9 protein-coding genes and 6 pseudogenes are annotated in these 12872 nt (G+C 71.4%); 9 read left to right on the top strand and 6 right to left on the bottom strand.

What is annotated here, in order from left to right; genetic code table 11:
• Nucleotides 1-63: 63 nt before the first annotated feature.
• Entirely contained in the window at nucleotides 64-768 is a 705-nt protein-coding gene (locus tag QF034_RS36845) for a YqjF family protein (RefSeq protein ID WP_307178988.1), read from the top strand.
• 4 nt (nucleotides 769-772) lie between these two features.
• The gene (locus tag QF034_RS36840) at nucleotides 773-1426 is read left to right on the top strand and encodes a hypothetical protein (protein ID WP_307178987.1); all 654 of its coding nucleotides are present in this window, start codon (nucleotides 773-775) and stop codon (nucleotides 1424-1426) included.
• On the opposite strand, the gene QF034_RS36835 is transcribed toward QF034_RS36840, so the two are convergent.
• The 4 genes and pseudogenes from QF034_RS36835 to QF034_RS36820 form a co-directional block, all read right to left on the bottom strand.
• Nucleotides 1410-1853: an SRPBCC family protein gene (locus QF034_RS36835; protein ID WP_307178986.1), complete on the bottom strand. Its 444-nt coding sequence runs from the start codon at nucleotides 1851-1853 to the stop codon at nucleotides 1410-1412. The two genes, QF034_RS36840 and QF034_RS36835, sit on opposite strands and share 17 nt — an antisense overlap.
• A gap of 2 nt (nucleotides 1854-1855) precedes the next feature.
• Nucleotides 1856-2206, bottom strand: a complete 351-nt coding sequence (locus QF034_RS36830) for an ArsR/SmtB family transcription factor (RefSeq protein ID WP_307178985.1) — start codon at nucleotides 2204-2206, stop codon at nucleotides 1856-1858.
• Nucleotides 2203-2661 (bottom strand): SRPBCC domain-containing protein, encoded by a 459-nt coding sequence (locus tag QF034_RS36825; RefSeq protein ID WP_307178984.1) that lies wholly within the window; start codon nucleotides 2659-2661, stop codon nucleotides 2203-2205. The genes QF034_RS36830 and QF034_RS36825 overlap by 4 nt, the downstream gene beginning before the upstream one ends.
• Before the next feature lie 96 nt (nucleotides 2662-2757).
• Nucleotides 2758-3308: pseudogene (locus QF034_RS36820) on the bottom strand (acyl-CoA dehydrogenase family protein); the annotation flags it as partial.
• Between the two features lie 168 nt (nucleotides 3309-3476).
• On the opposite strand from QF034_RS36820, the pseudogene QF034_RS36815 reads away from it, so the two are divergent.
• The 7 genes and pseudogenes from QF034_RS36815 to QF034_RS36785 all read left to right on the top strand — a co-directional run.
• Nucleotides 3477-3557, top strand: a pseudogene (locus QF034_RS36815) (hypothetical protein); the annotation flags it as partial.
• Between the two features lie 79 nt (nucleotides 3558-3636).
• Nucleotides 3637-4579, top strand: a pseudogene (locus QF034_RS36810) (PDR/VanB family oxidoreductase).
• Nucleotides 4580-4662: 83 nt separating this feature from the next.
• Nucleotides 4663-7891 (top strand): annotated as a pseudogene (gene icmF / locus QF034_RS36805) (fused isobutyryl-CoA mutase/GTPase IcmF).
• Nucleotides 7892-7947: 56 nt separating this feature from the next.
• On the top strand, nucleotides 7948-8808 hold the full coding sequence (locus QF034_RS36800) for a 3-hydroxybutyryl-CoA dehydrogenase (protein WP_307178983.1): 861 nt from the start codon (nucleotides 7948-7950) through the stop codon (nucleotides 8806-8808).
• 13 nt (nucleotides 8809-8821) lie between these two features.
• Complete coding sequence (locus QF034_RS36795; protein ID WP_503167807.1) at nucleotides 8822-9226, top strand: MarR family winged helix-turn-helix transcriptional regulator; 405 nt, start codon at nucleotides 8822-8824, stop codon at nucleotides 9224-9226.
• 141 nt (nucleotides 9227-9367) lie between these two features.
• A pseudogene (locus tag QF034_RS36790) lies at nucleotides 9368-10800 on the top strand (MFS transporter); the annotation flags it as partial.
• 146 nt (nucleotides 10801-10946) lie between these two features.
• A pseudogene (locus tag QF034_RS36785) lies at nucleotides 10947-11377 on the top strand (MSCRAMM family protein); the annotation flags it as partial.
• Between the two features lie 109 nt (nucleotides 11378-11486).
• Here QF034_RS36785 and QF034_RS36780 read toward each other — a convergent pair.
• Both QF034_RS36780 and QF034_RS36775 read right to left on the bottom strand, forming a co-directional pair.
• Entirely contained in the window at nucleotides 11487-11792 is a 306-nt protein-coding gene (locus tag QF034_RS36780) for a hypothetical protein (protein WP_307178981.1), read from the bottom strand.
• Nucleotides 11793-11810: 18 nt separating this feature from the next.
• Nucleotides 11811-12824: a LacI family DNA-binding transcriptional regulator gene (locus QF034_RS36775; protein WP_307178980.1), complete on the bottom strand. Its 1014-nt coding sequence runs from the start codon at nucleotides 12822-12824 to the stop codon at nucleotides 11811-11813.
• Nucleotides 12825-12872 lie beyond the last annotated feature (48 nt).

Here is a 12872-nt window from a genome sequence, read left to right as displayed (position 1 = left end):
GCGTTTCCGTCCGCCACCCCGGGAAACCCGCCGTGTGTGGTCGCGTATGGAGCCGAGCAGCGGGTGCGCGTTCCCGCGCTTCGGGCCGGCTGGGTGAGGCAGACGTTCGTCCACTGGGCCTTCCCGCCGGACGCGGTCCAGGCGCTGCTGCCCGGGGAACTGGTGGTGGACGAGTACGAGGGGGCGGCCTGGGTGGGGCTCACCCCCTTCGTGATGGCGGATGTGCGCCCTTCCGGGGTGCCCGCCCGGGTGCCCGGGCTCCCGACATTCGCGGAGACCAACCTGCGGACCTTCGTGCGGCACCGGGACGGGACGGACGGGCTGTGGTTCCTGTCCATCGAGGTGGCCTGCCCACTGATGCTGGCGGCCCGGGCCGTCGGCGCGCCGTACCACCCGGGCACGCTGAGCGTGTCCCTGGACGGGGACGCCGTGTCGTACGCCGGGTCCAGGTGGACCGGCGAGGCCTCCTACCGCCTGGTGGTCCGGCCCGGCGACCCGATCACCCCCACCGAGCGGGACGTGTGGCTGACCTCGCGCTGGCGGGCGTACACCCATCGGTTCGGCATGCTCTGGGAGACGCCGGTGGAACACGAGCCCTGGCCGCTGGCGGACGCCGCCGTCGACGTGCTGGAGGAGACGCTGACCGCCGCGGCAGGCCTGCCCGCGCCCACCGCCGAGCCCCTGGTGCACTTCTCGGAAGGGGTACGGCACGTGCGGCTGGGGGTGTCGAGGCCGCGTGTCCCGACGCCGGGCCGGTCCGGGGAGTAGCACCGTGAGCCGCACGCGCGGCACCCGCGGAGGGCGCTCGCGGCTGCGCTTCGACGGCTGGATCGCGGGCGTGGGCACCTCCTCCGGGACGCGCGTCGTGGTGGGGCACTGGCAGCGCTCGCCGTTCGGGCCGTTCAGTGACGTGATGATCGAGCGGGCGGACGGGGAACGGCTGCTGCTCGCCCCCTCGCACCCGACGGCGGACTTCGTCAGTGGCACCTACGGCTTCGACACGGTACGTGTCGTGCCGGTCGACGTGAGCGTCGCGGACGACACCTGGACGGTCACCGCGGGGCCGCTCGAACTGCGCTTCACCGTCGGCCGGCGACGGCCGGCGGGGGTCCTCCTGCGGGCCGTACCCGGCGTACTCGCCGCCCGCCCGGCATGGGCCGCCCTGACGAACGGGCCCGCCCACCTGCTGCCGACCCACGTGCGAACCCGCGGCCGCAGCGGCGCGCGACGCCGCGAGTGGTACGGCGTCCGCGACATGCGGCCGGTCGGTACGGTGTCCGCGGTCTTCGAGGGCGTCGACCTCGGGGGCATGGCGCCGGTCGCACCGCCCGTGCGCTTCGGGTTCGGTTCGGTGCCCCGGAAACCCACCCTCACGCGGGTCACGACGACGGTGGAGCTGGGGGGTGCCCCTAGTGCCAGTCGCTGATCCGGACGTCGTCGGGTGCCGGCCTGCCGTGTCCGGTCTCCACGAAGTCCTTGAGGCTCATCAGGAAGGTCGCCCACTTCGTGCTGCAGTGGTGCATGAACTCGACCGGCTCACGCCAGCCCTCGTGCTTGAACAGGACGATCGTGTACGCGTCGCGCCGGCTGAGGCTCCAGTCGATCTCGGTCCCGATCCACTCCGCGGGGCCGCCCGTGACGCGCCACCGCACCCGGCCGACGGGGTCGAGCTCGAGGATTTCCATGTCGAAGCCGCCGACGTCGCCGAAGCGGAACGCCAGCCGACCGCCGACCTCGCTCTTGCCGGTGGTGTCGGTCGTCCACCAGCCGGCGATGCCCTCGGGCGTCGCGATGGCACGGTAGACGTCGTCCAGCGGCGCGACGGCGCCGACGCGATGCAGGATGTCGGGCATCTTCATGCTCCTTCGGTGTGGTCGCGGCGGCGTTCGATCGCCTCCGCGATGTGCTTGATCCGGCGCAGCCGGGCGTCCCAGGACGTGCCGACCGCGGCCAGTTGCGCGGCCGCGCGGGCGAGTTGTGCCTCGTCGACCCGGTAGCGCCGCTCGCGGCCGGCCGGCTCGGCACGGACCAGCCCGACCCGGCCGAGGACGGCGAGGTGTTTGGACACGGCCTGCCGGGTGAGGGGCAGGTCCGCGCTGAGCGATGTGGCCGTTCCGGCTCCGGACGCGAGGAGCAGGTCGATCAGGGTGCGCCGGGTGGGGTCACCTATCGCCGACCACAGTGCGTCGTCGACCGGCGTGCTCATGAGGCCGACTCCAGCCGCGCGATGTACGCGCCCAGCCGGGGGATGTAGTGGTCCCACGCGGTCGCGTGATCGCGGTAGTGCTCCTCGAGTACGGCGATCTCCCAGCCCATCTCGCGGAACCCGGTCTCGGTCATCCGCACCCGGGTCCCCCGCTCCGTCGGCGCCAGGTCGAAGGTGACCAGCAACGAGTCCCCGCCCCGTTCGGCGTCGGTGTAGCACCACCTGAACGAGAACCGCGACGGCGGATCGACCTCGACGACGGTGAGCGCGACGGTCATCGTCTCGCCGGTCGTCCCGTCCCGCCAGAAGAGCTCACCGGGCGCCCCTGCGACGGACTCGAACCGGGCATCGTCCGGCCACCACTCCCGCATGTGCTCCGGTCGGCTGACGACCTCGAAGACCACCTCCGGTGATGCGTCGACGTGGATCTCGCGCTCGATACTGCCGTACTCCATGGCCGGACCCTTTCGCAACCTTTAGTTGCGTATCAGCGTACGACAGGAAGCGGCGACGCGCAATGTTTGGTTGCGCGTGAGGCCCGACTGCCGTTGTCAGCCGTCGGCGACACCCGTGCGCGACTGCCGGTAGGGCCGCACCGCGCGGCGCGTTATGGCGAAGCGGTGCGTCTCCGACGGGCCGTCGTAGATGCGGAACGGCCGCACCTCCCGGAACAGGCGGGCCGGCGGGGCGTCGGCGGCCGAGATGCCGAGCGCTCCGCAGATCTGCACCGCGCGGTCGACCACTCGGTTCACCGCCTCCGCCACGAAGGTCTTGGAGACCGAGGTGAGCTGCGAGGCAGCGGCTGAGCCGGTGTCCAGCTCCCAGGCGGTGCGCAGAATCAGGGCCCGGCTCGCCTCGATGTCGATCTCGGAGTCCGCCAGCATCTGCTGGACCATGCCGAGGTCTCCCAGCGCCGAGCCGAACGCCATCCGGCTCCCCGCCCGCTCCAGCGCCACGTCCTGGGCGCGGCGGGACTGAGCCGGACCTGGGCGCCGTCGAAACCGTGGTCCACCGCGCCGAGCACCTGCTCCTCCCCCACCAGGCACCCCTCGAAGGCGATCTCGCTGTGCCCGGCGAAGAGCGACTCGTCCAGCGTCTCGATCCTCGACCGCGCGCCCCGGCCGGTGCTGTGCCTCAAGCGGTACGGCCGCGGCGAGGTCTGCTACCGGGCGGACCGGCTCCTTCTGTGTCGGGGTCAACCTCGCGGTGGACGGCGGGCTGCTCACCCGCGTCCAGTACTGAGCCGTGGCGGGCCCGGCCGGCCGCCTGGATGCCCGAGATCAACGAGGCGTTCGCCGGAGTGGCCCTGGCCTCCGTACGGGAGCTGGACATCCCTCTCGACAAGGTGAACGTCAACGGCGGAGCGATCGCGCTCGGCCACCCGGTCGGCATGACCGGAGCCCGGCTGGTCGGTCGACACGGCCCTTGTCGTGGCGGCCCGTACCCTCGCCGCCGACGGCGTCGTCTCCCTCACCCTGCGCCGCCCCGACGGCGGGATGCTCCCCGCCTGGACACCGGGCGCCCACATCGACGTACTCCTGGCCGGCGCCGACGGGCAAGACGGAGATCTGATCCGTCAGTACTCCCTGTGCGGAAACCCGGCCGCACACGACTTCTGGCAGATCGCCGTGCTGCGCGAGCCGCAGGGCCGCGGCGGCTCCGCGTACGTCCACGACCACCTGCGCGAAGGCGCCGCCGTGCGGGTCCGCGGACCGCGGAACACCTTCCCACTGCGGCCCGCCGCACGCCACCTGTTCATCGCCGGTGGCGTCGGTATCACGCCCATCCTTCCCATGGTGGAGGCCGCCGAGGCCGCGGGGGCCGACTGGCGTCTGCTGTACGGCGGGCGCATCCGTACCTCCATGGCGTTCCTGGACCGCCTCGCCCCGCGCGGGGACCGGGTGCTCGTCCGTCCGCAGGACGAGCACGGCCTGCTGGACCTCACGGCCCTCCTCGGCGTGCCCGAGGAGGGCACCCTGGTGCACGCCTGCGGTCCCGAGCCCCTGCTGCAGGCGGTGCAGGAGCAGTGCGCGGGCTGCCCCCCCCCCCGGCACGCTGGGCGTCGAACGGTTCACCCCGGTGCGGACGGCCACGACCGGCCCGGCCGGGGCCTTCGAGGTGGACCTCGCCCGATCCGGGCTCACCCTCACCGTGCCGGCGGACCGCTCGATCCTCGAAGCCGTGGAGCAAGCCGGTGTCGCGGTCGACTTCTCCTGCCGGGAAGGCACGTGCGGCACCTGCGAGACCGACGTGCTCGACGGCAAGCCCGACCACCGCGACTCGCTGCTGACCGAGGACGAGCGGGCCGCCGGCGACACGATGCTCATCTGTGTCTCCCGCTCGTGCGGGACGCGCCTTGTCCTCGATCTGTGACGGCGATCACCCCCAGCAATTTACTAGGACGTCCTAGTATCTCTGTGTCGGCAGTACCCCCGCCCCGTCCGGGAAGGCCCCCCATGAGCGATCTGCACCGGCCCGCGCACCCTGTCCGCCTGGTCACGGCTTCGGCTCTGTTCGACGGGCACGACGCGTCGATCAACATCATGCGGCGCATCTTCCAGTCCCAGGGCGCCGAGGTGATCCACCTCGGACACAACCGGTCGGTGCGGGAGGTCGTCGACGCCGCTCTGGAGGAGGACGCCCACGGAGTCGCCGTCTCGTCGTACCAGGGCGGGCACGTGGAGTACTTCGAGTACCTGGTCGAGTCGCTGCGCGCGGCGGGAGCCGACCACATCCGTGTGGTGGGCGGCGGAGGCGGCGTCATCGTGCCCGAGGAGATCGCCCGGCTGCGTGACAGCGGGGTGGCCATCTTCTCCCCCGAGGACGGGCAGCGGATGGGCCTGGCCGGGATGGTCAACTCGGTCGTGAAGGACTGCGACTTCGACCTCTGGGACGGCAAGCCGGCCGACGCGGCTGCCCTGCTGGCAGGCGACCGGTTCGCGATCGCCCGCGCCATCACCGGCGCGGAACTGGGCAAGCTGCCCCCGGATCTCCTGGAGCGGCTGCGTGCCGCAGCCGCGGCACGGGTCGTGCCGGTGCTCGGCATCACCGGCACGGGCGGCTCGGGCAAGTCGTCACTCACGGACGAGCTGGTGCGCCGCTTCCGCCTCGACCAGCAGGACAAGCTGCGGATCGCCGTGATCGCGGTCGACCCGACCCGCCGGCGCGGCGGCGGGGCACTGCTCGGGGACCGGATCCGCATGAACTCCCTGGACGGGAACCGGGTCTTCTTCCGCAGTCTGGCCACCCGTGGCAGTCGCGAGCTGCCCGAGCACCTGTCCGACGTCATCGACGTGGCCAAGGCCGCCGGATTCGATCTGGTGATCGTGGAGACGCCGGGCATCGGCCAGGGCGACGCGGCGATCGTGCCGTTCGTCGACACCTCGCTGTATGTGATGACACCGGAGTTCGGTGCCGCCTCGCAGCTGGAGAAGATCGACATGCTCGACTTCGCCGACGTGGTGGCGATCAACAAGTTCGAGCGGCGCGGCGCGCAGGACGCGCTGCGCGACGTGGGCCGCCAACTGGTCCGCAACCGTGAGGCGTTCGGCATGCGGCCCGAGGACATGCCGGTGTACGGCACGTCGGCGGCGACGTTCAACGACGACGGTGTCACCGCGCTCTACCAGCACCTGAAGACGGGCCTGGCCGAGAAGGGCCTGCCGCTGTCCGAGGGCGCGCTGGCACCGGTCGGGGTACGCCACTCCTCCGGCATCCGGCAGGTGGTCCCCGCCGCCCGGGTGCGCTACCTCGCCGAGATCACCGACACGGTCCGCGCGTACCACGCCGAGACCGAGCGCCTGGTGGACGCGGCCAGGAGGGTGCAGCACCTGGAGGCGGTCAGGGACGAGCTCGTCGAGGCCGGCTCCGACGCGGCGAACGTGCAGGCGCTCCTCGACGACGCCCGCAAGCAGCTCCCGCATCAGATCGCGGAGCAGATCGGGAACTGGCCCGCCGTCATCGCCTCCTACTCCGGCGACGAACAGGTGGTGAAGGTCCGGGACAGGGAGATCCGCACCAAGCTGACCCGGGAGTCCCTGTCCGGCAACAAGGTCCCGCGCGTCGCCCTGCCCCGCTTCACCGACCACGGGGAGCTGGTGCGGTTCTGGCGCGGGGAGAACCTGCCGGGCTACTTCCCCTTCACAGCCGGGGTGTTCCCCTTCAAGCGCGACGGCGAGGACCCGGCGCGGATGTTCGCCGGTGAGGGCGATCCGTTCCGCACGAACCGGCGCTTCAAGCTGCTCTCCGAGGGCCAGCCGGCCACCCGCCTGTCCACCGCCTTCGACTCGGTCACGCTCTACGGCCGGGACCCGGACGAACGCCCCGACATCTACGGCAAGGTCGGCACGTCCGGGGTGTCGGTGGCCACGCTCGCGGACATGAAGGCCCTCTACGACGGCTTCGACCTGACCGCGCCCACGACCTCGGTCTCCATGACCATCAACGGCCCCGCGCCGACGATCCTGGCGTTCTTCCTCAACACCGCCATGGACCAGCAGACGGAGAAGTTCCGAGCCGCCGAGGGCCGTGACCCGTCGCCCGAGGAGGCGGCCGAGCTGCGGGCCCACGCGCTCGCGAGCGTGCGCGGCACCGTGCAGGCCGACATCCTCAAGGAGGACCAGGGCCAGAACACCTGCCTGTTCTCCACCGAGTTCTCGCTGCGGATGATGGCCGACATCCAGGAGTGGTTCATCGCCCACAAGGTCCGCAACTTCTACTCCGTGTCCATCTCCGGCTACCACATCGCCGAAGCCGGCGCGAACCCCATCAGCCAGCTCGCCTTCACCCTGGCCAACGGCTTCACCTACGTCGAGGCCTACCTCGCCCGGGGCATGCACATCGACGACTTCGCCCCGAACCTGTCGTTCTTCTTCTCCAACGGCATGGACCCCGAGTACAGCGTCCTCGGTCGCGTCGCCCGCCGCATCTGGGCCGTCGCGATGAAGGAGAAGTACGGCGCGAACGAGCGCAGCCAGAAGCTGAAGTACCACGTCCAGACCTCCGGACGCTCCCTGCACGCCCAAGAGATGGACTTCAACGACATCCGCACCACCCTCCAGGCCCTCACGGCCCATCTACGACAACGCGAACTCGCTGCACACCAACGCCTACGACGAGGCCGTCACCACCCCGTCCGAGGAGTCGGTGCGGCGGGCGCTGGCGATCCAGCTCGTCATCAACCGCGAGTGGGGCCTGGCGATGAACGAGAACCCTCTCCAGGGATCGTTCATCATCGACGAACTCACGGACCTGGTGGAGGAGGCCGTCCTCCAGGAGTTCGAGCGGATCAGCGAGCGCGGGGGCGTACTCGGCGCGATGGAGACCGGCTACCAGCGGGGCCGCATCCAGGACGAGTCGATGCTGTACGAGCAGCGCAAGCACGACGGCACCCTGCCCATCATCGGCGTCAACACCTTCCTCCGCCCCGGGGGCGACAGCCGGCCTCAGGAGCTGGAACTCGCCCGGGCCACCGAGGAGGAGAAGCAGTCCCAGCTGGAGCGCGTGCGGGACTTCCACACCGGCCACCGCGACCAGGCCCACGACGCCCTGGCCGCTCTCAAGCACGCGGCGACGAGCGGCGACAACGTCTTCGCCGTCCTCATGGACGCCACCCGGGTCTGCTCGCTCCAGCAGATCACCGAGGCCTTCTTCGAGGTGGGCGGCCAGTACCGCCGCAACGTCTGACCCGGCCCCGTAACCCCAAAAGCCACCCCGCAGCGACTCAGCAGATAGGACCTCACATGGATCCCGTTACTCGTCTCGGCGTGGTCGGATGCGGCCTCATGGGCTCCGGCATCGCCGAAGTCGCGGCCCGCAGCGGCATCGACGTCCGAGTCGCCGAGGCCACGCCGGACGCCCTCGACGCAGGCCGCCGCCGGCTCACCGCCTCACTCGACCGAGGCGTACGGCGTGGCAAGCTCAGCGAGGAGCAGCGGGACCAGGCCCTCGCCGGGCTTTCCTTCACCCACGACCTCAGCGACTTGGCCGACCGCCAGTTCGTCGTCGAGGCGGTCGCCGAGAACCGCGACATCAAGACGGACGTCCTGCGCACCCTCGACAAGGCGGTCGAAGACCCCGCGGCGGTCCTGGCCACCAACACCTCCTCGATCCCCGTCGTCGATCTCGCCGTGGCCACGGAGCGGCCCGCGCAGGTCATCGGCATGCATTTCTTCAACCCCGTGCCCGTGCAGCAACTGGTGGAGCTCATTCCCGCCCTCACCACCAGCGCGGACACCGTGCGGCGCACCCGCGGCTTCGCCGAGCAGCTGGGCAAACAGGCCATCCAGGCGCCCGACCGCTCCGGCTTCGTCGTCAACGCCCTCCTCGTGCCCTACCTGCTCAGCGCGGTACGGATGGTGGAGTCGGGCTCCGCGCAGCCGGAGGACATCGACCGTGGCATGGAACTCGGATGCGCCCACCCCATGGGGCCGTTGCGGCTGCTCGACCTCATCGGCCTCGACACCGCCCAGGCCGTGGCCGAGTCGATGTACGAGGAGTTCAAGGAGCCGCTGTACGCACCGCCCGCCCTCCTGCGCCGCATGGTCGCCGCGGGTCACCTCGGCCGCAAGAGCGGCCGGGGCTTCCACACCTACGACGCCTGAACGACGGGCGCGCCTGCCGGTTCACGCATTCAGTTGGGCGATTGCCGGTCAATCGCCCTATCCCGCGCTCCCCGAGCGGCAGTTGGCCCTGCTTCAGTACGTCGCCGAGCACGACGGCGCGACCGTCCACCAGGCGGCCGAGGCGCTGCGGATGATGCCGAACAACGTCAGCGCCCTGGTCACCCGCCTCACCGAAGCGGGCCTGCTGGAGCGGCATCGGGACGACACCGACAGGCGTGTGGCGCACCTGTGCGTCACCACCAAGGCGCGGCAGCGCATCGGCGAGGTGGAGAACATCGCGGCGACGCAGCTCGCGTCCGCGCTGCGTACCCTCACCGACGGCGACCGCGACGCCCTCGGCTCGGCGCTCGGCGCCCTGGAAGCTCTCACCCGGCACCTGCGCGACCACTCCGCCTGACCGGTCCGGCTCGCCGTACGCCCACTGCCGTTGCCGCTGCCGCGGCGGGGGCTGGGTGTGCTGCTCGCATACTCATCTCCCCCTCATACACACGTCCACGCGCCCCAGCCGCGCGCCGCACGTCCCGAGGACAGCTCACCCATGTCTGTCACCGCTGTCTCCACAGCGTCCACTCCCGTATCCGACCCCCACCCCCGCGGTCTTCGCGCCAACCCCTGGCTGACGCTGGTCGCCGTCGCGTTCGGCCTGTTCATGGTCGGCCTCGACGGCTCCGTCGTCTCGATCGCCAACGCCGAGATCGCCCGTGACCTGAACGCCTCCACGGCCGAACTGCAGTGGGTCACCAACTCCTACCTGCTCGCCCTCGCCGCCGCCCTGATCCTCGGCGGCAAGCTCGGCGACCGCCTCGGGCGCCGTACGGTCTACCTCGTCGGCGTCGTCGGATTCACCGCCGCGTCCGTCGCGATCGGCCTCGTCGGCTCGATCGAGGGCGTCATCGCCTTCCGTGCCGTACAGGGCCGATCGTCGGCGGACTGCTCGTCGAGCACGTCAACTGGGAATCGGTCTTCTACATCAACGCCCCCATCGGCGTCATCGCCCTCGTCTTCGGCCTCGTGGTGCTGCCGCAGTCCAGGAACGAGGCGGCCGCGAGCGAGAAGTTCGACGTGCCCGGCGTCGTGCTGCTCGCGCTCGGACTGCTCGCCGTCGTCTTCGGCGTCGTCAAGGGCGAGACGTGGGGCTGGACTTCGGCCGGCACGCTCGGCGCGATCGTCGGCGGTGTCGTCGTCCTGGCCCTCTTCGCCTGGTACGAGACCCGCGTCGCGCACCCGCTCCTGCCCATGCGGCTGTTCCGCAACCCGGCCCTGACCATCGGTACGTTGGTCACCGCGCTGAACTTCTTCGTCCTGCTCGGTGTGATCTTCTTCGTGATGCTGTACCTGCAGAACGTACGCGGCTTCTCGCCCGACGAGTCCGGTGTGCGCACCCTGCCGCTCAGTCTCGCCTCCATGGTGGCCTCGCCGCTCGGCGCGAAGCTCACCGAGAAGTTCGGCGCGCGCCTGACCATGCCGCTCGGGATGGTGCTCCAGGCCGGCGCCGCGTTCACGATGCTCACGTGGAGCGACGACTCCTCGTACGCCACCCTGTGGCCGCCGTTCGTCGCGCTCGGTCTCGGCGTCGGCATGGTGATGTCAGCGTCCTCCGATGCGATCGTCGGCAACGCCCCCGTCGAGGACGGTGGCATCGCGGGCGGCCTCTAGGCGACCTCGCTGCAGGTCGGCGGGGCACTCGGCACCTCGGTGCTGGTCTCCCTCATCAGCAGCCGCGTCGGCTCCACCCTCACCGACTCGCTGACCGACGCCGGCGTGCCCCACTCGGCGGCCGCTCGCTTCGAGGAGGCGAAGGACGCGGTCGCCATGGGCGTCGGCCCGGTCTCCGAGGCGGTGCCGGCGCAGCTCAGGGCGGCCGTGGTGGAGGGCAGCCACAGCGCCTTCATGAACGGCGTCCACACCGCCGTCCTGGTCACCGGCGTCCTCGCCCTCGTGGGCGCGGCCCTGGCGGCGTTCGGCCTTCGAGGCCGGGAGGACGAGACGGACGAGACTGACGGGGGCACCGAGAACGACGAGAACGTGCCGAGCCCGGCCGCTGCCGCGGTCCGGCCCTCCGGCGGCATCCCGGTCAGCGGCCACGTCATCGGCGGCACCAGCGGCCTGGCCGGCACGTGCGCGGCGACGTGCTCGCCGCCGGACCGACCGACACGGACGGCACCTTCGGCTTCACCGAGCTGGTGCCCGGCCGGCTGACCCTCGCGGTGACCGCGTCCGGCCACCGGCCGATCGCGCTGCCCGTCGAGATCGCCGCGCAGGGCGTCACCAGGACCGAGGTCGAACTCTCTCCCGGCCTGCAGGTGCAGGGCGTGGTCCAGGCCGCGGGCGGGCCGCTGAACGACGCGCGGGTCACGCTCGTCGACGCGGCCGGCAACGTGGTGGCCACCGCGACCACCGGCGAGGACGGGGGCTACGCCTTCACCGACCTGGGCGGCGGCGCGTACACGGTCACGGCGGCCGGCTACCCCCGAAGGCCACCCACCTGACGGTGCGCGGCTCGGGTGTGGAGAGCCACGGCATCGAGCTCTCCCACCCGGGCGAGTGACAGTCGCCGGGCCGGACGCGCCAAGAGCGCCGGCCCGGCGGTGAAGAATCCCGGCCCCGGTGGTCGATGGCGGCAGGGCACGGCCTGCCGCCACCGAGCCCCCTGCCGCTCAGCGGGACGCCGAACGCGAGCGGGCCTCGGCGAGCGTGTCCTGGGCGGCTGCCAAGGCGGCGAGAACATCCTGAGCGGCTGCGCGGAACGTGCCCTCGTCCGGTCCGGCGGAGGGCTCCAGGGCTGCTTCGATCGTGCGGCCGAGCAGGTCCGCCCGGTGTTCCGGGGGAACTCCTCGCCGGTCGGCGCCAGGCTCGGCAAGGCCCTGATCGGCCGGCACCTCACGGAACGCCGACATGCAATGACCCGGACGACCGAGACCGCGGTAGTCGGTCAGTCGGCCGAGCCCGTTCCACGCCGTCATGCTCGTCAGTCAGGCCCGTCAGGCGCTCGAACGGATGACCAGGCGCGTGGGCAGGATCAACGGGGTGGGGTCGTGTCCGTTGACGACCGTGACGAGCATGCGCGCCATCTCCCGCCCGAGAGCCGTTATGGGCTGATGGACGGTCGTGAGGGGCGGATCGGCGACCTGGGCGACGGTCAGGTCGTCGAAGCCGACCACAGCGATGTCGGCGGGGACCGCCCGGCCGGCCGAGCGCAAGGTGCGCAGCGCCCCGGCCGCCATGTTGTCGTTGGCGGCGAACACCCCGTCCACGTCGGGATGGTGCGCCAGCAGGACGGCCATGGCGGCGGCTCCGCTGGGCTCGGTGAAGTCCCCCTCCTGCGGTGGCAACGGATCGAGGCCGGCCGCCAGCATGGCGTCCCGGTAGCCGCGGTACCGGGCCCGTCCGGCCTCGGTGTCCAGACGCCCGCAGATCGCGGCCACGCGAGTCCGGCCGCGCGACACCAGGTACTCGGTCGCCTCGCGCGCTCCGCCGACGTTGTCGACGTCCACATACCACCGGGGAGTCGAACCGACCGGGCGCCCTCCGAACACGATGGGCATCTCCGCCTCCTCGGCCATACCGGCCAGCGGATCGTCCTCGCGCAGCGCCATCAGCATGACACCGTCGGCCCCCTTGGACCGGAAGAGCTCCTGCACCCGCTTGCGCCCCCGGTCGGAAGCGGCCAGGCACAGCATCAGATGCAGATCGGCCTCCTCCAGAGCGCTCGACGCCCCCACGATCACCTGGGCGTAGAACGGGTCCGCGAAGATCGACGGATCCTCTCCCGAGACGACCAGGGCGGCCGCTCCCGTCTGACGCGTGGCCAGAGCACGGGCGGTCGGGTTGGGCACGTAACCGAGTTGCCGGACCGCCCGTTCCACCGCCTCCCGTTTGGCACGGCTGACATGCGGAGCGTTGTTCAGGGCACGGGAGGCCACGGAACGGGAGACACCGGCGCGTTCGGCCACCTCGTCGAGCGTCGGCTGCCGACGCGGCGCAACTTCTGCCATGAAGCATGAGCCTTTCCCGGGACCTCGGCGTCCGCAAGTCTGGAACCG

The sequence above is a fragment of the Streptomyces africanus genome (assembly GCF_030816955.1).
Classification (GTDB): Bacteria; Actinomycetota; Actinomycetes; order Streptomycetales; family Streptomycetaceae; genus Streptomyces; species Streptomyces africanus.
Note: the sequence above shows the minus strand (reverse complement) of the source record. Positions and strands in the feature narration are given on the sequence as shown.

Excerpts from the sequence above, each read along its gene's own strand:
- QF034_RS36835 (WP_307178986.1), bottom strand. The coding sequence starts at position 1,853 with ATGCCCGACATCCTGCATCGCGTCGGCGCCGTCGCGCCGCTGGACGAC.
- QF034_RS36830 (WP_307178985.1), bottom strand. The coding sequence starts at position 2,206 with ATGAGCACGCCGGTCGACGACGCACTGTGGTCGGCGATAGGTGACCCC.
- QF034_RS36825 (WP_307178984.1), bottom strand. The coding sequence starts at position 2,661 with ATGGAGTACGGCAGTATCGAGCGCGAGATCCACGTCGACGCATCACCG.
- QF034_RS36800 (WP_307178983.1), top strand. The coding sequence starts at position 7,948 with ATGGATCCCGTTACTCGTCTCGGCGTGGTCGGATGCGGCCTCATGGGC.
- QF034_RS36780 (WP_307178981.1), bottom strand. The coding sequence starts at position 11,792 with ATGACGGCGTGGAACGGGCTCGGCCGACTGACCGACTACCGCGGTCTC.
- QF034_RS36775 (WP_307178980.1), bottom strand. The coding sequence starts at position 12,824 with ATGGCAGAAGTTGCGCCGCGTCGGCAGCCGACGCTCGACGAGGTGGCC.